Genomic DNA, 22,435 nt, shown 5'->3' with positions numbered 1-22,435 from the left:
TTTTTTATTGCTAATTTCAAATTAATTCTTTGAAGTAGAAACGTATGATGCCAAAACGTTCTTCAAGTCATTATCCTTGATAGAAACATCAGCCTTCTTCAAAACAGTTGCGATAACATCGCGCATTGTTTCTTGGTCTTGTGACATTGATTGGTAAATTTGGTTGTCAATTTCCTTCTTGTGTGAAGCAAATGAACCCTTAGCTGGGTGGTTAATCATCTTGATAATATGGTAACCATATTGTGATTTAACCGGAGTCTTAGTGATTTCACCAGTCTTCAATTGGAATGCTGCCTTCTTGAAGCCAGCATCTAAACTTGTGTCGGTTGAATCAAAGGCAGGCAACTTACCAGCGTTTGCTTTAGTACCAGTATCTGTTGAGTACTTCTTAGCCAAAGCCTTGAAACTCTTACCGGCTTTTAATTGGCTGATAATGTCTTCAGCAGTTGACTTCTTAGCAACTAAGATATGTTGAACAGTAACTTTAGGTTGATATGACTTCCAAGCCTTGTCTTCTTGACTCTTTGAAATCTTCTTGATGTCTTTCAAAGCTGCTTCGGAAAGCAAAGTAGTCTTCAAATTATCCTTAAAGCTTGATTCCGTCATGCCTTGTTGTTGTAAAACAGCGCTAAATTGAGAACCGTATTGCTTCTTGTAGTTGTCAAATTGCTTGTTAACTTGGCTCTTTGAAACTTTACTGCCGTATTGTTGATCCAAAACATGGTTGATAATCATGTTAGCCAAAGCTGATTGACCAGCTTGGGACTTCTTCATTTCGTTGTAGTAATCATTTTGAGTAATCTTACCACCCTTATATGAAGCAACAGTTTTACCGCCATTAGAACAAGCAGCAGTTGATAATGCAATTCCAGCTACAGCGATTACTGCGGCTGCCTTTTTCAAATATTTTTTCATAAAATAGATTCTCCACATCCTTAATAAATTAAGTCATCGACAACTAATATAACATAAATTAGCTGGCAGCGTTTTTAATTTTTCTATTTTCACAGAAAATTCAAACTTTCTTTACTATTTTTTTGCTTTAGTGTTCAAATCGTCAGTTAACTCGTCACTTTGGCCCTTTAAATCCTCGACTAGGCGGACCAATTTTGCTTGATAATATTCAATATCATTTTGCAAGGAGATAATTGCCTGTTGCGTCTCGGGAATAACCTCAGTTAGTCTTTTTTTAGCTTCCTTTAAATTAGCGACAGACGAAACGAGACTATTGGTGTCTTCTACAGTACCATCAACTTCACGCTTAATTGGTGCGCCGTACCTAGTGCCTTCATCGTCGGTCAATATTGATAAGATCATGCCAATGGCTGCACCAGCAGCAATACCTAAACTAAAATGTTTCATAATTTACTCCTTAAAATTGGGCTTTAATTTCGTCAGCAATCTTTTGGTAATCAGCCTCTGTATACTGGTCCGCATTGTTGCGTGTGGCAAGCTTAAGACCGTCGCCTTCGAACCGGGGAACAAAGTGGATGTGTGAGTGCATCACAACTTGGTTGGCGCTACTACCATTATTGGTGTTAATGTTCATGCCAGTAATTTTAGGGTCAAACTTTTTGATTGCATTGGCAATTTCTGGGATATATTGCAAAAAGCGCCGCGCATCTTCTGATGTGTAATCAAAAAAGTTGGTAATGTGCTTTTTGGGAACCATCAAGGTGTGACCAGGGTTTACTTGTGATAGGTCAAGGAAAGCCTTGACGTCATCATTTTCAAAAACAGTGTAACTAGGAACGTCACCACGGATAATTTTACAAAATAAACAGTCTTCATCTAATTCATTCATTTTCATACCTCTTTTATTTCAAAATTTAGTTTCTTTTAATATCATGCTATCATATAAAATGAGTAAATTCATTAAAAGAAAGACAGGAAATATGGTTCTGAAAATTGAGCACTTAACTGGCGGCTACACGGGCGTGCCAGTAATTAAAGATATTAACTTGGAGATTAAGCCGGGCGAGGCTTTGGGATTAATCGGGCTAAATGGTGCGGGAAAGTCCACAACAATCAAGCATTTGTTGGGTTTATTAAGACCGCAAAAGGGGACAATCAGTCTTAATGGTGTGGAACTAACTAAGCAGCCGACACAGTTTAAGCAAGAGGTTGCGTATATTCCAGAGACGCCAGTTTTATATCCAGAATTAACTTTGGCGGAGCATTTGGAATTGACGATGCTCTCCTACCAGCTGATTCCGCAAACGGCTTGGGAGCGAGCAGAGGAATTATTAAAATTATTCCGCTTAGATGACAAGCTGGATTGGTTGCCGATTCACTTTTCAAAAGGAATGAAACAAAAAGTAATGATTGTGACGGCCTTTTTAGCTGATACCAGCTTATTGGTGATTGATGAGCCGTTCACTGGGCTTGACCCGTTAGCCGTTGCCAATTTGATCGACTTAATTAAAGAGGCAATTGCTGACGACAAGATGGTCTTGATGACGACCCACGTTTTGGCAGACGCAGAACAGGCAATCTCCAACTATGCGGTTTTAAATAACGGCACAATTGAGGTTATCGGCAGCCTTGATAAAATTCGGGCACATTATGGTTTGAAGCCAAGCGATGCTTTTGATAAACTTTATCAAGTTTTGAATCAGGAGCAGCACCATGCGTAGATTGGCTCAAATTCGACTTCAGCATAATTTACGGCAGTCGCTCAAATATTTAATGTTAGTTTTCAATGACTTTTTTATCTTAGCGTTAATTTTTCTCTTTGGTGCCTTGATGTATTGGTATGCACAAAGCATGAAGACAATTCCGCAAGGATTATGGTTTTACCGGCCACTAGTTGCGGTTTTATTATGGCTGCCGTTATTAACCGGCAACCTAGTTACACTCCTGCAGCATGCAGATTTACAATTCTTATTGCCGCAAGATGAGCAGATGAACTTGTATTTAAGTCCTTTAGTCAAGTACAGTATGGTACTGCCAACATTATTAATTGCGTTGCTGGCAGGCATTTTATTTCCGTTTGCAACAATTAAGGCGGGCCTAGCGCCAGTAAGTTATTGGGAATTTGCAATTGTTGTGTGGCTTGGTAAGATTTTACAATTAAAAATCACCCAGCAAAATCTTTATTTTGGCCGGAAAATTTCATTAGTTCTAGTTAACTTGGCATTATTAATTGTTCTGTGCTTAGCAATAATGCAACCTGTGTTAATTAGGCTATTGCTGGTTTTATTAGTGGCTGGCGTTATTGCAATGCATTTTTTCTTGGAACGGAAAACATTATTTGATTGGCGTTATGCTGTAGCTCTAGAAGAAAAACGCAAAAATCGGGTCTATACAGCCTTTAGCATGTTTACTGATGTCAAAGAAAAGCAGGTTACTATCAAGCGGCGCAAGTACCTGGACTTTTTGTTGCCGCGGTCACTTAAAAGCGAAAATCCTAACCGCTTTTTATATCGGCGGTCGCTATTGCGCAATCCGGAAAATTTAAATTTATTGGTGCGAATGACCGCTTTTGCAATTCTTATCTCATGGCTTGTCCAAAATTGGGCGTGGGCGCTTGGATTATCATGCCTAGTAATCTTTTTAACGGCTTATCAATTGTTACCCATGGCTGACGAGTTTGATAATAATATTATGTATCGCGTGGCACCAATTCTGCGCCAAAATCGAGGCCACGACTTAATTGTTGCCTTAAGGTTGCCAATGTTATTACAATGGTTGTTGATTAGCGCGTCATGGCTGCTATTATTGCCATTTAACTTACAGTTGCTGGAGGCAATTGCTTTACTAATTTGCTTTAGTGGTTTGATTGTGCAGCTGTATCTACCATATAAGATTAAGAAGAGGAAGATTTAATAAATGAGATTACGAAATAAGCCGTGGGCTGTAGAGTTAGTGAAGAACCATCCAGAGAGTGTTCTTGATCGGCCAGACCCAGAAGTAAAGATTGACTGGGCAAAGCGGTTCCCTAAGCCTGAACAACCTTTAGAAATTGAAGTAGGCTCAGGGAAAGGCCATTTTATTACCACTTTAGCCGAGATGCACCCAGAGAAAAATTTTGTGGCAGTTGAATTGCAAATTACGGCTGCTGGCATTATCTTGCGCACAAAGCTTGATAAGCAATTAGATAATTTGCAAATTTTGTGTGCCGATGCGGCAGCAATTGATGCGTTTTTTGCTCCAAACTCAACAGATGTCATTTACCTTAACTTTAGCGACCCGTGGCCAAAGACGCGTCACGAAAAACGCCGCTTGACATACCAATCATTTTTAAGTAAATATGAAAAGGTCTTGACTGACGCAGGCCAGATTGAGTTCAAAACGGATAATGCTGGGTTATTTGCGTACTCATTGCAGAGTATGAATAATTACGGGATGCACTTTGACTTTGTGTCCGTTGATTTACACCATGAGGCTGAAGAAATTGTGGCGCAAAATGTGGAAACAGAATATGAACATAAATTTGCTGCTAAAGGTAATCCAATTTATGCTCTTCATGCCGATTTTGGAGTAAAATAGTTAAGTATTGAATAACAATAAAAGAGGTTTTACTGATGGAACAAATTAAAGAATTAACTCAAGAAAAATTAACTGAAATTACCAAAAATGGTCGGACTGTCTTGGAATTTTCTGCTGATTGGTGCCCAGACTGCCGCTTCTTAGACCCATTTATGCCTGCGATTGAGCAAGATTTTGCCGATAGCAAGTTTTATCAAATTGACCGCGATGGTTCAATTGATTTGGCTAAAGAATTAAATATTATGGGAATTCCTTCATTTGTTGTCTACCAAGATGGCGCAGAAATTGGTAGACTAGTAAATAAGGATCGCAAGACTAAAGACGAAGTTGAGGACTTTTTGCGGTCACTCGACTAATGAAGGAGATAATTTAATGATTACTAGTATTAATAAACGCAGTTACCCTAACACCTTAATCGTGATTTTGGGTCAAGATAACGGTAAGAGTGAATACGTCCAAAAGGGTGACATTACCCAAGTTATTGATGAAAAGGGCAACGTTACTGGTTATAACTTTTTTAATGTTGACCAAGTAATTGACTACGACCAATTGCCAGATGGCCAAGTTAAGTTAACTGCTGATGACTTAACTGCTTTGAATAAAAAATTGGCAGAAGCAGGCTTTGACACTGAATTAGCTTACGGCAAGCCAACACTTGTTTACGGCTTTGTTAAAACTTGTGATAAGCACCCAGATTCCGACCATTTGCACGTCACAACAATTGAAGTTGGCGATGGCGAGGAACACCAAATCGTTTGTGGTGCCCCTAATATTGCTCAAGGGCAAAAAGTTGTTGTTGCCCTTCCTGGTACTTTAATGCCTAATGGCCAACAAATCTGGCCTGGCGACTTACGCGGTGTTGCTTCATACGGCATGATTTGTTCAGCTCGCGAACTAGGCTTAGAGCATGCAGAACAAAAGCGCGGGATTATGGTTGTCCCTGATGACTTTACAGTTGGTGCTGCTTTTGAACCAGAAAAATGCGATGAATTGCTAGCTAGCGGCAAGATTAAGTTATAATCTGCAAAAGACCTTTTTCGTAAAGGTCTTTTTTTCTTTTAAAAAATTTCTTTAGCTTGCTTGTAGCCCTGCTCTTTTGTCTTCAATAATGGTAAAATAATAAACGATTATTGAATAAAATTTGGAGCAAATGAAATGTTAGATAAGAACAAACAAATTTGGTTTATTGGAATTAAGGGTACAGGAATGGCTTCCTTAGCATTATTGCTGCACGACTTGGGCTACAATGTGGCCGGCAGTGACATCACGAAGTACACCTTTACTCAAGTACCGCTGGAAAAGGCTGGGATTGAAGTTGCTGATTTTGCGGCAGCTAATATTAAGCCTAGTGGTCAAGTGATTGTTAAGGGTAATGCTTTTAAAAATGATAATGTGGAAGTGAAAGCATGTGAGGACCAAGGGATTGCTTGGCAGAGTTACCCGGACACAGTTGAGGAAATTGTTGCTATGCATACCAGTATCGGTATTTCTGGAACGCACGGAAAAACTTCAACTACTGGATTATTAGCTCATGTGCTTGGTGAAGCTGCACCGACATCTTATTTAATTGGTGATGGCGAGGGCAAGGGAGTTCAGGATTCACGCTTCTTTGTTTATGAGGCCGATGAATACCGCCGCCACTTCTTGGCATACCATCCAGATTATCAAATTATGACTAACATCGACTTTGATCATCCTGATTATTTTAAAGACCAAGATGATTACACCTCTGCCTTCCAAACGGCAGCCGATCAAACTAAGAAGGGGCTCTTTGTCTGGGGTGGCAACAGTCGTCTGCAAGCATTGAAGACCAGTATTCCTAAGTACACTTATGGTTTTGATGATCGTGATGACTTCCAAGCTGTGAACATTGAACGGTCAACTACTGGTTCAACCTTTGATGTGTTGGCTCATGGTGAAAACATCGGTCGCTTCACTGTTCATTTGTTTGGTGACCATAACATTTTGAATACAACGGCAGTTGTTGCGGTTGCGCATACTGAAAATATTCCGTTAAAAGATATTCAAGAAGGCTTATTAACTTATCATGGTGCTAAGCGCCGCTTTACCGAAACTGATTACGGCGACATTAATGTGATTGATGATTACGCCCACCACCCAACCGAGATGCGGGCTACCATTCAAGCAGCGCGCCAAAAGTTCCCGGGTAAACGTCTAGTTGTTGTCTTTCAACCGCACACATTTTCTCGGACTAAAAAATACGCTAAGGATTTTGAAGAAATCTTGCGTGGTGTCGACAAGGCTTACGTAACTCCAATTTATGCTTCAGCTCGTGAAAGTGCCGGTGATATTTCCAGTGAAGACTTGACCGCACAAATTCCGGGTTCTGAGGTAATTGATTTAGCAAATATCGCTGATTTAACCCAAAATCATGACAGCGTGATTATCTTCATGGGTGCTGGTGACATTCCAAAATACGAGGATGCCTTCGCTAAATTATTGCAAAAATAAAATTAACTAAGAAACTAGTTGCAACGCGACTAGTTTTTTTAAACCATAATTAAGTCAGTAACCTGCTAGAAGCCGCTAAAACTGTTAGAATGGTATGTGAATTAACTGACGATTTAATAATGAGGAGAACTATGGCTGATCAAAAATTACTTTTAATTGATGGTAACTCTGTTGCCTTTCGTGCGTTTTATGCACTTTATCGGCAGCTCGAAAACTTCAAAAACGCTGAAGGTCTGCACACTAATGCCATTTATGCTTTTAAAAATATGCTGGATGTTTTGTTAAAAGACGTTAAGCCAGATTATGTTTTGGTTGCCTTTGATGCCGGCAAGACAACTTTTAGAAATAAAATGTATGGCGACTACAAGGGTGGTCGGCAAAAGACGCCACCAGAATTATTGGAGCAGCTGCCATATATTCAGGAACTACTGCATGATTTGGGAATTGCCACCTACGAATTGAAAGATTATGAAGCCGATGATATTATCGGTACTTTTGCGCGTCTTGGTGAAGAACAAAACATGACGGTGACGATTGTTACTGGGGACAAGGATTTGACTCAGCTAGCTTCAGAAAAGACGACAGTCATGGTAACTAAGTCTGGAGTTTCAGACCTCGAAGCCTACACTCCTGAACATATGAAGGAAGTTAATGGTGTTACACCAACTGAGTTCATTGATATGAAGGCATTGATGGGTGATAATTCCGATAATTATCCTGGGGTAACCAAGGTTGGACCAAAGACGGCTTCACGCTTAATCCAACAATATGGTTCGGTTGAAGGACTTTATGAGCATGTCGCCGACATGAAGAAGTCCAAGTTAAAGGAAAATCTGATTAATGATCAGGACAAGGCATTTTTAGCTAAAAAGTTGGCGACAATTGACCGTGATAGTCCAGTAACCATTAATCTGGCAGATGTTAAGTGGCAAAAGGTTGATCAGGATAAGTTGCGGCAATTTTACGAGAAGATGAATTTTCGCAAATTTTTAAGTCAACTAGATGCCGCTGCTACTGGCGATGATGATGCCACTAAAGAAGAAATCAAGATTGACTATGTTGAACTGACTAAGGAGCAATTAGAACAAATTAAGGTTGACGAGCAGTCGCCTGTTAGCTTTTATTTGGGGATGCTAGGTGCTAATTATCACTTGGCTGACTTTGTCGGTTTTGCTCTTAAAATCGGTGAGCAAACTTATGTCAGTCGTGATATTGAGCTTCTGCAAACTCAGCCGTTAAAGCAACTTTTGGAAAATGCTCAAATTAAGAAGGATGTCTTTGACCTTAAACGGACAATGGTTGGCCTTAATCGGCTAGATATTCATGTTCACGGGATTGATTACGACATGCTTCTAGCATCGTATTTGGTAAATAATGAAAACAACTCCAATGACATGGGTGAAGTTTGCCATTTGTATGGTGACTATTCTGTTAAGAGTGACTTTGAAGTTTATGGTAAGGGCAAAAAGGAACACATTCCTGACGACGACCAGATTTTATTCAGTCACTTGGCCAGCAAGGCGCAGTCGATTGTTAGGTTGAAGGATGAATTGCTCAAGCGCCTTAAGGATCATGAGCAAGATGACCTGTATGCTAGCATTGAAATTCCGGTAGCGCGCGTTTTAGCGGTGATGGAAATGAACGGCATTAAGGTGCAAGCTGGTACTTTAATTCAATTGCAAAATGAGTTTGCGGTGGAATTGCAGGAACTGGAGAACAAAATTTACCAAGAAGCTGGAGAACGTTTCAACCTCAACTCGCCTAAGCAATTAGGGCACATTTTGTTTGAAAAGATGGGTTTGCCGCCAATTAAAAAGACTAAAACTGGTTATTCCACTTCGGTTGATGTTTTAAATCAGTTAAAAGAGCAGAGCCCGATTATTGACGAGATTTTGACTTACCGGCAAATTGCCAAAATTCAGTCAACTTACGTCAAAGGATTGCTGGATGTGATTCAAAAAGATGGCCGCGTTCATACACGTTACTTACAAACGTTAACGGCAACAGGTCGGCTGTCTTCAGTTGATCCTAACTTGCAAAATATCCCGACGAGAACCGAAGAAGGTAAGCAGATTCGCAAGGCGTTTGTGCCAAGTACTCCTGACGGCTACATTTTCTCTTGCGATTATTCGCAAATTGAATTACGGGTATTGGCGCAGGTTTCTGGTGATGAGCACATGCAAGAAGCATTCAAGACTGGGTATGATATTCACTCACACACCGCGATGAAGATTTTCCATTTGGATTCTCCGGATGAAGTTACACCATTGATGCGTCGCCGGGCTAAGGCCGTTAACTTTGGGATTGTTTATGGCATTTCCGATTACGGTTTGTCCAAGAATTTGAACATTAGCCGCAAGCAAGCCAAAGAGTTTATTGATAATTACTTTGAGCAATATCCGCAAATTCGCGATTATATGGACAAGGCCGTCCAAGAAGCGCGTGAAAAAGGCTACGCCGAAACAATCATGCACCGCCGCCGTTATTTGCCTGACATTCATGCCAAGAACTTCAATGTGCGGTCATTTGCGGAAAGAACCGCGATTAATTCGCCAATTCAGGGGTCAGCTGCCGATATTATTAAGATTGCCATGATTAACATGCAACAAAAGTTAGATGAGTTGCACCTTAAGACCAAGATGGTGGTGCAGGTGCACGATGAATTGATTTTTGATGTTCCTAAGGATGAATTAGAAACAATTAAGAAGATTGTCCCGGAAGTGATGCAGTCAGCAGTTCGACTTGATATTCCGCTGATTGCTGACTCAGGTTGGGGCCATAATTGGTATGATGCAAAGTAAGGAGATAGATTAATGCCAGAGATGCCAGAAGTTGAGACAGTGCGCCGCACCTTGCTCCCCTTAATTAAAGGAAAAACAATTAAACAGGTAACACTGTGGTATCCCAAAATTATCGCTAGTGATCCCGCTGAATTTGTTAAACAAGTTGCAGGGCAGCAGGTTTTAACGATTGATCGCTATGCCAAATATTTATTAATTCGCTTAAGCGGCGATTTGACGATTGTGTCGCATTTGCGCATGGAAGGTAAATATCGACTGACAACGGTTGCTGCATCCAAGGATAAACATGATCACGTGCAGTTTGCCTTCACTGATGATACGGCGCTACGCTATAATGACGTGCGCAAATTTGGGCGGATGCAGTTAGTAGCAACTGGAACCGAGCAGGTAGTTACTGGAATTAGCAAGTTAGGCTTTGAGCCGAATTCTGCCGCCTTTACGACGGAATTTTTAGCAGCAGGTCTTGGCCGTAAGAAGAAAAATATTAAAAGCACCTTGCTTGATCAGACCATTGTGGCGGGTTTAGGCAATATTTATGTCGATGAAGTTTTATGGGAAACCAAAATTCACCCGTTAAGTATTGCTAGTAAAATTCCTAAAAAGAAAGTGGCCGAGCTGCATGATAACATTAACAAATTGATTGCCTTAGCGATTACAAAACGGGGTACTACTGTACATACTTATCTTGATGCCAATGGCGAAACCGGCGGCTTTCAAAAAATGCTGCGAGTTTACGGTCATCAGGGTGAGCCATGTGCGCGTTGCGGCAGTCCGCTCGAAAAAATCAAGGTTAATGGTCGCGGTACTACTTTTTGTCCTAAGTGCCAGGTGGTCTACAAATGACATTAGTGTTGGGCCTAACTGGTGGTATTGCTAGTGGTAAGAGCACGGCAGATGCCTTTTTTAGAAAACAGGGGCTGCCAATTATCGATAGCGACTTAATTGCTCATCAAATTTTAAATGTTGGCGAAGATGGCTATCTGCAAGTTGTGCAACATTTTGGCAAAAAGTTTTTAAATCCAGATCAGACAATTAATCGGCATCAGCTTGGCAAAGTGGTGTTTAGTAATCCTGAGCAGCTGAAAATCCTGAATAAAATTACTCATCCATTGATTTTTCAAACAATTCAGGCTAAAATTACGCAAAATAAGCAAGCTGGCAAGCAATTAATCATTGTTGATGCTCCGGTCTTATTTGAATCAGGCGGTCAAAAATACTGCGATCAAACTTTGCTAATTGCAATTCCCGAAGAAATGCAGATTGAGCGGCTAATGCAGCGTGATCAATTAACACGCCAGGCGGCACTAAATCGGATTAAAAGTCAGATGCCACTTGCACAAAAAATCAAGTTGGCCGATTATGTAGTTACAAATACTGGTACAATAGAAGAACTAGAAGCCAAATTGGCTGAGTTGTTACTTAAGTTAAAAGGAGAGAAGAATGGAATGTCCTAATTGTCGGCAAAATGCCTCACGTGTCATTGATTCTCGGCCCAGCGATGAAAACCGGGCGATTAGACGTAGACGTGAATGTGAAAATTGTGGCTTTCGTTTTACAACTTTTGAACGTGTTGAAACGACCCCGTTGTTAGTTATTAAAAATGATGGTACAAGAGAGCCATTCAGTCGCAAAAAGATTTTGCATGGTGTGATGGCTGCTGGTCAAAAGCGCCCGATTACTAGCGCGCAATTTGAGCAGCTGGTTGATCATGTTGAAAATAAGGTGAGAAAACAGGGCGTTAGTGAGATTTCCTCAAAGAAAATCGGTCAAATTGTGATGGATGAGCTGGCCGATATTGACGATGTTGCTTACATTCGTTTTGCTTCCATTTACCGGGAATTTAAAGATATGTCCAGCTTTATGAAGACCATGGAAGACATGATTGCTAAACGTGAGGAGAAGGGAACTACTGATGTTTGAGACCTCTAATCCCAAACAGCCCTTTTTTATCATTAATCGGGTGACGGTTTTTCCGCAGGATTTGCAAGTTTTGATTAAACTTTACCAGCCGCTAATTGGTGCTAGTGGGGTTGCTCTTTATTTAACGCTAATGGCAGACTACGATGCTGCGGCAATTTTGTCAGATAGCAAGGGCATCTACCATCTGCAGGAGCAACTTGATTGCAGTTTGAAAGAATTGTTTCAGGCGCTGCATAAGCTAGAGGCAGTAGGATTGGTTAAGACCCGCATTATCAAGAATGAAATCATGGGGCAAGTGCTGCTGTTTTCTTTAAACCGCGTACCTGGCAGTAGTGAGTTTTTCGCGACCGCGTTACTTGCGAGCTTGTTAAAAGAAAAAGTTGGTGTGACAACTTTTCAGCGATTAAGCCATTTATTTGCGCAAGAAAATAAGCGCAGTGAGAACCAGATTAACGGTGTGCAAACCGCTAAGGATGTTTCTGCCTCGTTTATGGATGTTTTTCGCTTGCCAGATGAGGAAGCGATTAGTCCGTCGTTTGATGTTCAACAAGCTGCACAGGAAAATCAAGTTAAGCAGGCTGCGACAGCGAGTGTCAACGAGCAGGATCAAATTGACTGGCAGTTTATGAAAGAACAGTTTGAAATTTACCAGATTGCGGCTAGTGAAATTGATAAAAATCGTCCAGCTATCCGGGGAATAATGCGTACTTATGGCTTGTCAGAGCAGGAATTTGTGGATGAAACTTTGCCGTGTTTGCATGACAGTTATCAGCTTGATATGCCGTTAATTAAGCGCACCATTGCAGAAAATATTCACGCAGAGGGCACGCGGAAAAACCTGCAGCAAACGCAGGATCCACAAGCGACAATTCAGGATAATTCCAGTTTGAGTTTGCGTGACCAACGAATTTTGCAGTTGGCACAGACTAAGTCGCCGGCCCAATTTTTGTATCGCCTAAAAACCGATAAGCATGATTACGTTGATGCCAGTGAGTATAAGGTGCTGGATAATTTGTATAATCAAAAGGATATTCCAGCGGAATTGCTTAATATTTTGACGTATGCCTGCTTGAATAGTGGGCCATCTGTGTCTTACCGCTTGGCCAATACGATTTTGCATGATTGGCTGCAGCATGGCGTTAAGACTGGTAGTCAAGCTTTGGAATATATGGAGAAACGCCAGCAAAAGAAGAGTTATTACCCTCGTTATTCGACAAAACCTAAACGGGTCGAAAAGGGGACTGACTGGAGTAAAAAGACAGCAACACAAAGTACTGATGTTTCTTCCGCTGACTTGAAGAAGTTCTTTAAGGACTTAGAAGATAAAAATGGCATGAAGTAGGTGAGATTATGCAATCAATCGGTGATATTATTAATAATTTAAATCCAGAAATTGCTAAAAAGCATAATTTGGCGCAAATTTACCAGCAGGTTTTGGCGGATAGAAATGTGCAGCAGTTTTTGAACCAGCACAAAGATCAAATTACGTCCGAAATGATTAAGAAGAGCTGGTCGAATTTATACGAATATTACTTGGCACAGCACAAGCAAGACCCCGTAACAGCGGGTTATCGACCAGAATTGTTCTTAAATCATCATGCAATTGATTTGCGTTATGTACCCGATGAAAGCAAAATTGAACAAAACTTGCGTGCTAATACCAAGAAGCATTTGCATTTGATTAATTTGCCGGAAACGTTGCATGATGTGCGTCTTAGTCAAGTGGATGATACAGCTGCGGGACGTGGACCAGCGTTAGCAGCTATTGGTAAGTTTTTGGCTGGCTATTCCCAAAATCCCCACCAACAAGGGCTGTATTTATCAGGAAGTTTCGGCGTTGGTAAGACATACTTACTAGCTGGAGTAGCCAATTCGGTTGCAGCGATGGGCAAGCAGGTGGTCTTTTTACACGTGCCAACATTTATCGCTGGTTTATCCAGTCATTTTGAAGATAATAGCTTGCAAAAAGAAATTGACCGCGTGAGTCAGGCTGATGTATTACTGTTAGATGATATTGGTGCCGAAACTCTGAGCCAATGGTCGCGTGATGATGTCCTAGGTGTAATTCTGCAGGCGCGGATGGATAATGTTCTGCCGACATTTTTCTCGTCGAATTTTGCGATGGCTGACTTGGAAGACCATTTTAAAGAAACTAAGAATGCGCTCGATCCAATTAAGGCCAAACGCCTGATGGAACGGGTGCGGACACTGGCTAAAGAAGTAGTCGTGTCGGGACCTAATCGCCGGCATTAATTTATTTTTAATCAAATTCTATTAAAAAGTTCTTGCATTTAAACGTCGTTTGCGTATAATTAAGTGCAATGAATGAACATGATGTTGCTTACCTCAGAGAGAAGGACGCTTTTCTGGAAGTCTTTCATGAGCAAGACCCCACTCATTCTACTAATAAAGGTTTTAACAAAGGCTGGATTCCATTATCGATCTTAAGAGAGGGTTAGAGATACTCTAATCTATTTGGGTGGAACCGCGCTAATATACGTCCCAGTGCTTAATTGCACTGGGACTTTTTTTGTTTATGGAGGTAAACATGAGTTTTTCAATTACTTTGCCTGACGGATCAAAACGTGACTATAACCACGCTATTTCAATTGCTGATTTGGCACATGATATTTCAACTTCACTTGGGAAGGCTGCAATGGCCGGAAAAGTTAACGGCGAATTGAAGTCAGTTGATTACGAATTAAATGACGATGCAGAAGTAGCAATTATTACTGATAAAGATGAAGATGGTTTGAACGTTTTACGTGCAACTGTTGCCTTTGTCTTTGAAGCAGTTGCTAAAAAGGCTTATCCAGAATTGCGCTTAGGTGAACATGCTGCAGATAACGATGGCTTTTTCGTTGATACTGATAAGGCAAACCAAATCAAAATTAGTGAATTACCACAATTAGAAAAGGCTATCCAAAAGGCCGTTAAGAGCGGCGCTAAGATTGAACAAGTAGAGATGCCTAAGAGCGAATTAGAAGACATCTTCAAAGATGACAAGTTCAAGTTGGAATTATTGCAATCTGAACCAAGTGACGCTGTTGCAGCATATAAATTAGGCGACTTTGTTGACTTTGGCTTTGATGCACTTTTGCCAAATACTGGTAAGATTAAGCAGTTTAAATTGCTCAGCGTTGCCGGTGCTTATTGGCAAGGACAATCTTCTAACCCAATGTTGCAAAGAATTTCAGGAACTGCCTTTTTCAAGAAGGCTGACCTTGATGCCGACATCAAGCGCCGCGAAGAAATTAAGGAACGCGACCACCGGACAATCGGCCGTGACCTTGACCTGTTCTTCGTTGACCCTAAGGTTGGTGCTGGTCTTCCTTACTGGATGCCAAAGGGTGCAACTATTCGTCGCGTAATTGAACGCTACATCATTGATAAAGAAGTTGCTCGCGGGTACCAACACGTTTACACTCCAGTATTGATGAACTTGGATGCTTACAAGACTTCAGGTCACTGGGCACACTACCGTGATGACATGTTCCCACCAATGGACATGGGCGACGGCGAAATGCTCGAATTAAGACCAATGAACTGCCCATCACATATCCAAATTTACAAGCACCATATCCGTTCATACCGTGAATTGCCAGTTCGAATTGCTGAACTTGGGATGATGCACAGATATGAAAAATCCGGTGCTTTGTCAGGCTTGCAACGGGTTCGGGAAATGACTTTGAACGATGGTCACACTTTTGTTACCTTAGACCAAGTCAAAGACGAATTTGCTAGAACTTTGCAATTAATCATGGATGTCTACAAGGACTTTGACATTACTGATTACTACTTCCGTCTTTCATACCGTGACCCGAAGAACACTAAGAAATACTTCGCAAACGATGAAATGTGGGAAAGAAGTCAATCAATGCTTAAGGGTGCCATGGATGACATGGGTCTTGACTACGTTGAAGCTGAAGGTGAAGCTGCTTTCTATGGTCCTAAGCTTGATATTCAAACTAAGACTGCTTTGGGTAGTGACGAAACCATGTCAACGATTCAACTTGACTTCATGTTGCCAGAACAATTTGATTTAACTTACGTTGGTCAAGATGGTGAAGAACATCGTCCAGTTATGATTCACCGTGGAATTGTTGGTACGATGGAAAGATTTATCGCCTACTTAATCGAAATTTACAAGGGTGCCTTTCCAACTTGGCTTGCACCAGTTCAAGCAGAAATTATTCCAGTTAACCTTGATGCTCATGGCGATTACGCTAAGAAGGTTCGCGACGAACTCAACAAGCGCGGCTTCAAAGCAGAAGTTGACTTTAGAAATGAAAAATTGGGTTACAAGATTCGTGAAGCTCAAACCCAAAAGGTTCCTTACACTCTTGTTTTGGGTGATAAGGAAATGGCAGATAACAGCGTTAATGTTCGTCCTTACGGTACTGACAAGGAGATTGCCAAGAGTTTAGACGAATTTATTAAAGAAATTGACGCTGACGTTAAGTCATATTCACGTGAAAAATAATCAGCAATAATAAGAATTAGAAAACGTATTAATAATTTCGGCACTTTAAATTTTAAAAATCTGGAAATATTGTCCGTCGAGTTACAAAAGTGGTGTAGACGATTGGCTTTATTGGATTTTAGCTAGCTGAGTGTTCAATTTGATACTTAAATTTTCTACTAATAAGGAGAAATTTATGTCGATGATCGAATTCAACAATGTGCAGAAATTTTATGGTAAGTTTCATGCTTTACACGATATTAATTTAAAAATTGATAAGGGCGAGACTGTTGTTCTCATTGGGCCTTCTGGTTCTGGTAAAAGTACGTTAATTCGCACGATTAATCAACTAGAGTCAATTGAAGGTGGCCAGTTAATCGTTAACAATCATGATTTATCGGATTCCAAGACAGATGCAAATATCTTGCGGCGGGATGTCGGGATGGTCTTTCAGCACTTTAATCTTTATGCTAATAAAAATGTGCTGGAGAATATCATGCTGGCGCCAAGAATTGTCAGTCATGTGCCAGAAGCTGAGAACAAACAACGCGCGATGAACTTACTGGAGATGGTTGGTCTAGCCGATAAGGCAGAAAACGTGCCACGCCAGCTCTCTGGTGGGCAAAAGCAGCGGGTGGCAATTGCCCGGTCGTTAGCTATGCGTCCGAAGTTATTGCTATTTGATGAGCCAACTTCAGCACTTGACCCCGAAATGATTGATGAAGTTTTGCAGGTTATTAAGAAGGTGACGGCGGCTAGTGAGATGACGTCATTAATCGTGACGCATGAGATGGGTTTTGCCAAGGAAGTTGCCAATCGCGTAATTTTTATGGATCAAGGCCATATCGTTGAGGATGATGACAGTCAAGCTTTCTTTAACCAACCTCAGACTGAACGTGCGCAACAGTTTTTAAGCAAAATCATTGCGCATTAAGGGGTGACCATGATGAAAAAGAAATTTTGGTTAATCCCGCTGCTGTTTTGTATGTTGCTTTTATCAGGTTGTGGTCAAAAGGTGGCAGACCAAGCAGTTTTGAAAAACGCGCAGAGTTCTAAGACGATTACTTGGGGCGTAGAAGCAGATATGAAGCTGTTTAGTCTGATTGATGTGCATGATAATGTCCATAAGGGTTTTGAAATTGACCTTGCTAAAGCAATTACCAAGCAAATTTTAGGGCCAAGTGGTCATGCCAAGTTCGTAACAGCAACCGCACAATCGCGTATTCCACTACTAAAAAACGGTAATGTGGACGCGGTAATTGCGACAATGTCAATCACGCCTGAGCGTAAAAAAGTAATTGCATTTTCTAATTCATATTTCAATGCGGGCGAGTCGCTGCTCGTACCAGTTCATTCTCGTGTTAAAAACGTGCATGATTTGAATGGTAAAACTGTTATTGGAATTGTTGGTGATAATTCTTCTGAAGTAGTTAAGAAGTTTGCACCCAAGGCAAAGGTAATTGGGATGCAGAATTATGGTCAAGCAGTTAGTGCTCTGAAGTCGCACCAAGGTGATGCCTTGGTTTCAGATAATGGGGTGCTTTACGGCTTGGCCGTCGAAAATCCTAGTCTTGTTGTAACTGGTGGCACTTTTACTAAAGAGCCCTATGGCATTGCGATTAATAAGCAGCAAAAGCCCTTTGAGCGAGCTGTCAACCGTGCAATTGTCCAGTTACAGCATAGTGGGGAATACAATCATTTAATTAAAAAATGGTTTGGTAAAGTTCCCGGATTTAACTACAAGGAGATGTATCAACGATGATTAACATTTTTACGCATTTTGGTAATCAGCTTTTAGTTGGTCTGGGTTGGACGTTATTATGCAGTTTGATTACCCTAGTTTTCAGCTTAATAATTGGTACATCACTTGCGCTATTGCAAATGTTGCCAAGTAAACTAGTTCACTTTTTGTGCCGAGTTTATATTGAAGTTTTTCGTAATATTCCCTTGCTAGTAATTGTGATGTTCTTCTATCTGATTATCCCGCTGTACTTCTTCAAGATTAACGGTTTTACCGCGGGAACGATTGGGTTGACACTCTATACATCAGCCTTTATTGCAGAAATTATCCGCTCGGGAATTCAATCGGTGGAAGCTGGACAATTAGAAGGCTCGCGCTCAACTGGGATGACCTACTGGCAGGCAATGCGTTATGTTGTTTTGCCCCAAGCATTTAAAATCGTTATTCCGTCCCTTGGCAATCAATTTGTCAATTTGATTAAAGATTCCTCTATTTTGGCCTTTGTGGCCGGCTTTGATTTGCTTTATCAAGCCAATGCGATTGCATCGACAACCTTTGATACAATCAATAGTTACCTGGTGGTTGGCATTTTATACTTGCTCTTAACAATGCCGCTAAGTTACTACATGCATTATTTAGAGAAAAAATTGAGTTAGGGGGGCGCAAAACGATGCAAACTTGGATTAACGCCTTTTCCTGGATTAATATCAGATTTTTACTACTGGGATTAAAGGTTACACTTGGTATTTCCGTAATTGTAATGGTTTTGAGCTTTGTGATTGGCTCACTAATGGGGATTTTGCGGTTCGCTAAAATTAAATATGTTTCAGTAACTGTTGGCTTTATTGTTGATGTTGTTCGCAACTTACCATTATTATTAATTATTTTCTTTACTTATTTTGGCCTGCCAAACTTTGGCTTTAGACCTGATGTGATTCCAGCTGCAATTATTGCGATGACGGTTTTTGAGTCTGGGATGATTGCAGAAATCGTGCGCTCGGGGATTCAGTCGGTCGCAACTGGACAAATGGAGGGCGCCCGTTCAACGGGGATGAATTTTGCACAGGCAATGTGGCACGTTGTGTTGCCGCAAGCTTATAAGCACATGGTTCCAACACTTGTTAGCCAGTTGGTGTCGTTAATCAAAGATACGTCACTAGCAACTATTATTGTTGTTCCCGAAATGACCCAGCAAGCACAGATTGTTTATGGTCAAAACGCTAACTTTACATTGCCGATGTTTGTGGCTTTGGCACTACTTTATTTTGTAGTTTGCTTTGCCTTGTCATTGGTCGGCAGCGTAGTTGGTAAACAGCTGAATTAAATTTGAATAAGGATGCTTCCAGATAATTGGTCCAAGGACTAGTTACTGGGAGCATTTTATTTTGCCAGTTAAAAATAATTTGATAAAATAAGTTGTCTTAATATAAATTTAAGGGTTAATTAAAGCCAAATCAGATAAATGAATGATTGTTATTGACAAAAGTATGTAGTTGGTACTATAATTACTTATTAGTTGAGAACAAGAAGAAGCTCCCGCTTCTCGCCTAAGTTAAGTTGACCTCTGGGCTAATCGATATTTTCTGTTGATTATGAGCGGGTACTTAATACCCGCTCTTTTCTTGTCCTCAAATTAACACGGAGGTGAAGAATTATACCAAGGAATTTAATATTAAACGACCAAATTCGTTCACGCGAAGTTCGTTTAATTAATGCAGATGGTGATCAAGTTGGTGTAGTAACTAAGACTGAAGCATTACGGCAAGCAAGTGTTGCGAATTTAGATTTAGTTCTGATTTCGCCTAATGCCAAGCCACCAGTTGCTCGCATCATGGACTATGGTAAGTACCGTTTTGAACAACAGAAGAAACTCAAAGAGTCTCGTAAGAAGTCCAAATCAGTCAGCGTTAAAGAAATCCGTTTAAGTCCAACCATTGAAGGTAACGACTTTAACACTAAGTTAAAGCACGCACAAAAGTTCCTCACTAAAGAGGGCGCTAAAGTTCGTGTTTCGATTCGGTTCAGAGGTCGTGCAATCACCCACAAGGAATTAGGACGTGAAGTGCTGGAGAAGATGGCTGAAGCCACTTCGGATATTGCTACTGTGATTAGCAAGCCGAAGATGGAAGGTCGTTCAATGTTCTTGATACTCGCTCCTAAGAGTGACAAAAAGTAAAAACTAGTTAATTTGGAGGAATTGAAAAATGCCTAAAATGAAAACCCACCGCGCTTCTGCAAAGCGTTTTAAGAGAACTGCTTCTGGCGAATTAAAGCGTCATCACGCATTTACTGGCCACCGTTTCCACGGTAAGACCAAGAAGCAACGTCGTCATTTGAGAAAGGCTGCATTAGTTTCACGCAGCGACTTGAAGCGCATCAAACAGATGCTCTCTCAAATGCGTTAATTATCAAGTTAGACGAGAACAACGATATTTAGGAGGAATTTCAGATGCCAAGAGTTAAAGGTGGAACAGTAACACGTAAACGTCGTAAGAAGGTTATGAAGCTTGCCAAGGGTTACCGTGGCGCAAAGCATATGCAATTTAAGGCTGCAAGTACACAATTATTTGTATCTTACAGATATGCATTCCGTGACCGTAGAAGACGTAAGAGCGAATTCAGAAAGTTATGGATTGCTAGAATCAATGCTGCAGCAAGACAAAATGATATTTCATATTCTAAGTTAATGCACGGCTTGAAAGTAGCTGGTGTTGACATTAACCGTAAGATGTTAGCTGACATTGCTTATAACGATTCAAAGACTTTTGCACAATTAGCAGAAACTGCTAAGAAAGCTTTAAATTAATTCAAAAATGGCGCTTATGGCGCCGTTTTTTTATGTCAAAATTTATGACCTTGACGTCATTTTTTGATATATTAGACTAAGAAGATGGCAGAAAAGGGGAGCTAGATGATATTCAGGCCACGTTACACAATTGATACAATCTATCATTTAGATACTGATGTACTGCACCAGATGGGAATTAAGGCAGTGTTCTCGGATTTAGACAATACATTGCTTGCATGGAATGAGTTTGAAACGGCTAAGAAGATGGACCAGCTTAATCGGCGGCTAGCAGCTGCTGGTGTGACACTTGTTGTTATTTCAAACAATAATGCGCTCAGAGTGGGCAAAGTACTTAATCCGTATCATATCGAGTTTGTCGCTAAAGCCAAGAAGCCATTGCCATTTGCAATTACAAAAAAACGTGAGGAAATGGGCTTAACTAAGAAGCAGGTAATGATGGTGGGTGACCAGTTAATCACTGATATTCAAGCGGGTAACCTAGCTGGCGTCGAGTCAGTATTGGTTAAGCCATTAATTGAAACAGATAAGTGGAATACTCGGATTAACCGTTTCTTGGAAAAAATTATCTTTTTCTTTTTAGCAATTTCTCACCGCGTAAGTTTTAAGGAGACATTAAAAAATGGATGATATTATTTGTATCGGTTGTGGCGCGCAGCTGCAATCCGACAATCCCAAGGAAGCAGGTTATTTACCAGCTTCACGGCTTAAGAAGGCACTTGAGAGTGAAGATGAGGGCAATGATATTTATTGCCAGCGTTGTTTTCGGTTGCGGCACTATAATGAAATCATGCCGGTTGATGTTGATAACGATGATTTCTTGGCCTTGCTCAATTCGTTAACCGAAAAGAAGGCATTGGTGGTCAATGTCGTTGATTTGTTTGATTTCACCAATTCTCTGTTATCGTCAATGAAACGGTTTGTTGGTGACAATGAGTTGATTTTAGTCGGCAACAAGTTCGACCTTTTCCCACTTAATTCACGCGAAAGCAAAATTAAGGATTGGATGCGGCAGGAAGCAAACCGTGTTGGGCTTTTCCCCAAGAAGATTTTCTTAGTTAGTGCGGCTAAAAAGAAAAATTTGACTAATTTAATTGCCTATCTGGATAAAAAGTCTCGCACGGAAGATGTGTATTTTGTCGGAATGACTAATGTTGGTAAATCAACGCTGCTTAATGCAATCATTGACAAGATGGGTGACGTCAAGAACTTGATTACGACGTCGCGTTTTCCAGGGACAACACTTGACCGAATTGAAATTCCGCTAGAAAATGGTCACTTTTTGGTTGATACACCAGGAATTATGTCCGAAAATCAATTGGCAACGCACCTTAATCCGCAAGATTTGGCGGCAATTTCACCGCAAAAGCCACTTAAACCAGCAACTTACCAATTAAAGCCTGGTAACACGCTCTTTTTGGCAGGATTGGGCCGGATAGATTATTTGAAGGGTGAGCCAACTAGCTTTACGGTCTATGTTGCGCGAGATTTATATGTTCACCGGACAAAGACAGAGAATGCGGATGAATTTTACCAAAAGCATGTAGGTGACCTATTGACCCCGCCATCAGAGGGTGAAGACTTGCCTGCACTCAAGGATCAAGAAATGCATACGACTTATAAGAGCGATCTATTATTTGGCGGCATTGGCTTTATCACGGTGCCCGCCGATTGTTTAGTCAAAATATACACGCCTGATAAGATTGGTTTAGGAATTAGACGCGCGTTAATTTAGAGGCGAA

The 22,435-nt window shown here is 40.8% G+C and carries 25 protein-coding genes and 1 other annotated feature; of the genes, 22 read left to right on the top strand and 3 right to left on the bottom strand.

Annotated features, from left to right (window positions below; all coding sequences use genetic code 11):
• Positions 1 to 21: 21 nt before the first annotated feature.
• From OZX63_RS06345 to OZX63_RS06335, 3 genes are all read right to left on the bottom strand, one after another.
• On the bottom strand, positions 22 to 915 hold the full coding sequence (locus OZX63_RS06345; protein ID WP_277142483.1) for a peptidylprolyl isomerase PrsA: 894 nt from the start codon (positions 913 to 915) through the stop codon (positions 22 to 24).
• Positions 916 to 1,029: 114 nt separating this feature from the next.
• The gene (locus tag OZX63_RS06340) at positions 1,030 to 1,362 is read right to left on the bottom strand and encodes a hypothetical protein (protein ID WP_277142481.1); all 333 of its coding nucleotides are present in this window, start codon (positions 1,360 to 1,362) and stop codon (positions 1,030 to 1,032) included.
• Between the two features lie 10 nt (positions 1,363 to 1,372).
• Positions 1,373 to 1,804, bottom strand: a complete 432-nt coding sequence (locus OZX63_RS06335; RefSeq protein ID WP_277142480.1) for an HIT family protein — start codon at positions 1,802 to 1,804, stop codon at positions 1,373 to 1,375.
• Positions 1,805 to 1,895: 91 nt separating this feature from the next.
• Between OZX63_RS06335 and OZX63_RS06330 the strand changes: the two genes are divergently transcribed.
• The 22 genes from OZX63_RS06330 to yqeH all read left to right on the top strand — a co-directional run bounded on the left by OZX63_RS06330 (position 1,896) and on the right by yqeH (position 22,428).
• Positions 1,896 to 2,636 (top strand): ABC transporter ATP-binding protein, encoded by a 741-nt coding sequence (locus tag OZX63_RS06330; RefSeq protein WP_277142478.1) that lies wholly within the window; start codon positions 1,896 to 1,898, stop codon positions 2,634 to 2,636.
• Positions 2,629 to 3,828, top strand: a complete 1,200-nt coding sequence (locus tag OZX63_RS06325) for an ABC transporter permease (protein WP_277142476.1) — start codon at positions 2,629 to 2,631, stop codon at positions 3,826 to 3,828. The genes OZX63_RS06330 and OZX63_RS06325 overlap by 8 nt, the downstream gene beginning before the upstream one ends.
• A 3-nt stretch (positions 3,829 to 3,831) precedes the next feature.
• A complete protein-coding gene (gene trmB, locus OZX63_RS06320; protein ID WP_277142474.1) occupies positions 3,832 to 4,491 on the top strand; it encodes a tRNA (guanosine(46)-N7)-methyltransferase TrmB in 660 nt (219 codons plus the stop codon).
• A gap of 35 nt (positions 4,492 to 4,526) precedes the next feature.
• A complete protein-coding gene (locus OZX63_RS06315) occupies positions 4,527 to 4,847 on the top strand; it encodes a thioredoxin family protein (protein ID WP_277142473.1) in 321 nt (106 codons plus the stop codon).
• Between the two features lie 16 nt (positions 4,848 to 4,863).
• The gene (gene ytpR, locus OZX63_RS06310; protein ID WP_277142471.1) at positions 4,864 to 5,511 is read left to right on the top strand and encodes a YtpR family tRNA-binding protein; all 648 of its coding nucleotides are present in this window, start codon (positions 4,864 to 4,866) and stop codon (positions 5,509 to 5,511) included.
• A 135-nt stretch (positions 5,512 to 5,646) separates the two neighbouring features.
• Complete coding sequence (gene murC, locus OZX63_RS06305; RefSeq protein ID WP_277142469.1) at positions 5,647 to 6,963, top strand: UDP-N-acetylmuramate--L-alanine ligase; 1,317 nt, start codon at positions 5,647 to 5,649, stop codon at positions 6,961 to 6,963.
• Positions 6,964 to 7,094: 131 nt separating this feature from the next.
• Positions 7,095 to 9,764 carry a DNA polymerase I gene (gene polA, locus OZX63_RS06300; RefSeq protein WP_277142468.1) on the top strand — a complete coding sequence of 890 codons (2,670 nt, stop codon included), beginning with the start codon at positions 7,095 to 7,097 and terminating at the stop codon, positions 9,762 to 9,764.
• A gap of 12 nt (positions 9,765 to 9,776) precedes the next feature.
• A complete protein-coding gene (gene mutM / locus OZX63_RS06295) occupies positions 9,777 to 10,607 on the top strand; it encodes a bifunctional DNA-formamidopyrimidine glycosylase/DNA-(apurinic or apyrimidinic site) lyase (protein ID WP_277142466.1) in 831 nt (276 codons plus the stop codon).
• Positions 10,604 to 11,218: a dephospho-CoA kinase gene (gene coaE / locus OZX63_RS06290; protein ID WP_277142464.1), complete on the top strand. Its 615-nt coding sequence runs from the start codon at positions 10,604 to 10,606 to the stop codon at positions 11,216 to 11,218. Before mutM ends, coaE begins: the two co-directional genes overlap by 4 nt.
• Positions 11,205 to 11,684: a transcriptional regulator NrdR gene (nrdR, locus tag OZX63_RS06285; protein ID WP_277142462.1), complete on the top strand. Its 480-nt coding sequence runs from the start codon at positions 11,205 to 11,207 to the stop codon at positions 11,682 to 11,684. Before coaE ends, nrdR begins: the two co-directional genes overlap by 14 nt.
• On the top strand, positions 11,677 to 13,026 hold the full coding sequence (locus OZX63_RS06280; RefSeq protein WP_277142460.1) for a DnaD domain protein: 1,350 nt from the start codon (positions 11,677 to 11,679) through the stop codon (positions 13,024 to 13,026). Before nrdR ends, OZX63_RS06280 begins: the two co-directional genes overlap by 8 nt.
• An 8-nt stretch (positions 13,027 to 13,034) precedes the next feature.
• Positions 13,035 to 13,937, top strand: coding sequence for a primosomal protein DnaI (gene dnaI, locus OZX63_RS06275; RefSeq protein WP_277142458.1), 903 nt, complete (start codon positions 13,035 to 13,037; stop codon positions 13,935 to 13,937).
• A gap of 295 nt (positions 13,938 to 14,232) precedes the next feature.
• Positions 14,233 to 16,167, top strand: coding sequence for a threonine--tRNA ligase (thrS, locus tag OZX63_RS06270; RefSeq protein WP_277142456.1), 1,935 nt, complete (start codon positions 14,233 to 14,235; stop codon positions 16,165 to 16,167).
• A 175-nt stretch (positions 16,168 to 16,342) separates the two neighbouring features.
• Positions 16,343 to 17,080: an amino acid ABC transporter ATP-binding protein gene (locus tag OZX63_RS06265; RefSeq protein WP_277142454.1), complete on the top strand. Its 738-nt coding sequence runs from the start codon at positions 16,343 to 16,345 to the stop codon at positions 17,078 to 17,080.
• A gap of 12 nt (positions 17,081 to 17,092) precedes the next feature.
• The gene (locus tag OZX63_RS06260) at positions 17,093 to 17,908 is read left to right on the top strand and encodes a transporter substrate-binding domain-containing protein (RefSeq protein WP_277145107.1); all 816 of its coding nucleotides are present in this window, start codon (positions 17,093 to 17,095) and stop codon (positions 17,906 to 17,908) included.
• Positions 17,905 to 18,543 carry an amino acid ABC transporter permease gene (locus OZX63_RS06255; protein WP_277142452.1) on the top strand — a complete coding sequence of 213 codons (639 nt, stop codon included), beginning with the start codon at positions 17,905 to 17,907 and terminating at the stop codon, positions 18,541 to 18,543. The genes OZX63_RS06260 and OZX63_RS06255 overlap by 4 nt, the downstream gene beginning before the upstream one ends.
• A gap of 14 nt (positions 18,544 to 18,557) precedes the next feature.
• Positions 18,558 to 19,211: an amino acid ABC transporter permease gene (locus OZX63_RS06250; RefSeq protein ID WP_277142450.1), complete on the top strand. Its 654-nt coding sequence runs from the start codon at positions 18,558 to 18,560 to the stop codon at positions 19,209 to 19,211.
• A gap of 194 nt (positions 19,212 to 19,405) precedes the next feature.
• Positions 19,406 to 19,516 (top strand) — a sequence feature (ribosomal protein L20 leader region).
• Positions 19,517 to 19,538: 22 nt separating this feature from the next.
• Positions 19,539 to 20,063, top strand: a complete 525-nt coding sequence (gene infC / locus OZX63_RS06245) for a translation initiation factor IF-3 (RefSeq protein ID WP_277133715.1) — start codon at positions 19,539 to 19,541, stop codon at positions 20,061 to 20,063.
• Between the two features lie 28 nt (positions 20,064 to 20,091).
• Complete coding sequence (gene rpmI / locus OZX63_RS06240; RefSeq protein ID WP_122018520.1) at positions 20,092 to 20,292, top strand: 50S ribosomal protein L35; 201 nt, start codon at positions 20,092 to 20,094, stop codon at positions 20,290 to 20,292.
• 44 nt (positions 20,293 to 20,336) lie between these two features.
• On the top strand, positions 20,337 to 20,693 hold the full coding sequence (gene rplT, locus OZX63_RS06235; protein ID WP_277131488.1) for a 50S ribosomal protein L20: 357 nt from the start codon (positions 20,337 to 20,339) through the stop codon (positions 20,691 to 20,693).
• Between the two features lie 105 nt (positions 20,694 to 20,798).
• A complete protein-coding gene (locus OZX63_RS06230; RefSeq protein ID WP_277142448.1) occupies positions 20,799 to 21,323 on the top strand; it encodes a YqeG family HAD IIIA-type phosphatase in 525 nt (174 codons plus the stop codon).
• Positions 21,316 to 22,428 (top strand): ribosome biogenesis GTPase YqeH, encoded by a 1,113-nt coding sequence (gene yqeH, locus OZX63_RS06225; protein ID WP_277142446.1) that lies wholly within the window; start codon positions 21,316 to 21,318, stop codon positions 22,426 to 22,428. The genes OZX63_RS06230 and yqeH overlap by 8 nt, the downstream gene beginning before the upstream one ends.
• The last annotated feature ends 7 nt before the right edge of the window (positions 22,429 to 22,435 follow it).

The organism is Lactobacillus sp. ESL0700, from assembly GCF_029392095.1.
Lineage (GTDB): Bacteria > Bacillota > Bacilli > Lactobacillales > Lactobacillaceae > Lactobacillus.
The sequence above is the reverse complement of the archived record's forward strand: the minus strand, read 5'-3'. Positions and strand labels throughout refer to the sequence as shown.

Bases quoted from the DNA above. Each gene is read 5' to 3' on its own strand.
- OZX63_RS06345 (WP_277142483.1), bottom strand. From the start codon at position 915: ATGAAAAAATATTTGAAAAAGGCAGCCGCAGTAATCGCTGTAGCTGGA.
- OZX63_RS06340 (WP_277142481.1), bottom strand. From the start codon at position 1,362: ATGAAACATTTTAGTTTAGGTATTGCTGCTGGTGCAGCCATTGGCATG.
- OZX63_RS06335 (WP_277142480.1), bottom strand. From the start codon at position 1,804: ATGAATGAATTAGATGAAGACTGTTTATTTTGTAAAATTATCCGTGGT.
- OZX63_RS06330 (WP_277142478.1), top strand. From the start codon at position 1,896: ATGGTTCTGAAAATTGAGCACTTAACTGGCGGCTACACGGGCGTGCCA.
- OZX63_RS06325 (WP_277142476.1), top strand. From the start codon at position 2,629: ATGCGTAGATTGGCTCAAATTCGACTTCAGCATAATTTACGGCAGTCG.
- trmB (WP_277142474.1), top strand. From the start codon at position 3,832: ATGAGATTACGAAATAAGCCGTGGGCTGTAGAGTTAGTGAAGAACCAT.
- OZX63_RS06315 (WP_277142473.1), top strand. From the start codon at position 4,527: ATGGAACAAATTAAAGAATTAACTCAAGAAAAATTAACTGAAATTACC.
- ytpR (WP_277142471.1), top strand. From the start codon at position 4,864: ATGATTACTAGTATTAATAAACGCAGTTACCCTAACACCTTAATCGTG.
- murC (WP_277142469.1), top strand. From the start codon at position 5,647: ATGTTAGATAAGAACAAACAAATTTGGTTTATTGGAATTAAGGGTACA.
- polA (WP_277142468.1), top strand. From the start codon at position 7,095: ATGGCTGATCAAAAATTACTTTTAATTGATGGTAACTCTGTTGCCTTT.
- mutM (WP_277142466.1), top strand. From the start codon at position 9,777: ATGCCAGAGATGCCAGAAGTTGAGACAGTGCGCCGCACCTTGCTCCCC.
- coaE (WP_277142464.1), top strand. From the start codon at position 10,604: ATGACATTAGTGTTGGGCCTAACTGGTGGTATTGCTAGTGGTAAGAGC.
- nrdR (WP_277142462.1), top strand. From the start codon at position 11,205: ATGGAATGTCCTAATTGTCGGCAAAATGCCTCACGTGTCATTGATTCT.
- OZX63_RS06280 (WP_277142460.1), top strand. From the start codon at position 11,677: ATGTTTGAGACCTCTAATCCCAAACAGCCCTTTTTTATCATTAATCGG.
- dnaI (WP_277142458.1), top strand. From the start codon at position 13,035: ATGCAATCAATCGGTGATATTATTAATAATTTAAATCCAGAAATTGCT.
- thrS (WP_277142456.1), top strand. From the start codon at position 14,233: ATGAGTTTTTCAATTACTTTGCCTGACGGATCAAAACGTGACTATAAC.
- OZX63_RS06265 (WP_277142454.1), top strand. From the start codon at position 16,343: ATGTCGATGATCGAATTCAACAATGTGCAGAAATTTTATGGTAAGTTT.
- OZX63_RS06260 (WP_277145107.1), top strand. From the start codon at position 17,093: ATGAAAAAGAAATTTTGGTTAATCCCGCTGCTGTTTTGTATGTTGCTT.
- OZX63_RS06255 (WP_277142452.1), top strand. From the start codon at position 17,905: ATGATTAACATTTTTACGCATTTTGGTAATCAGCTTTTAGTTGGTCTG.
- OZX63_RS06250 (WP_277142450.1), top strand. From the start codon at position 18,558: ATGCAAACTTGGATTAACGCCTTTTCCTGGATTAATATCAGATTTTTA.
- rpmI (WP_122018520.1), top strand. From the start codon at position 20,092: ATGCCTAAAATGAAAACCCACCGCGCTTCTGCAAAGCGTTTTAAGAGA.
- rplT (WP_277131488.1), top strand. From the start codon at position 20,337: ATGCCAAGAGTTAAAGGTGGAACAGTAACACGTAAACGTCGTAAGAAG.
- OZX63_RS06230 (WP_277142448.1), top strand. From the start codon at position 20,799: ATGATATTCAGGCCACGTTACACAATTGATACAATCTATCATTTAGAT.
- yqeH (WP_277142446.1), top strand. From the start codon at position 21,316: ATGGATGATATTATTTGTATCGGTTGTGGCGCGCAGCTGCAATCCGAC.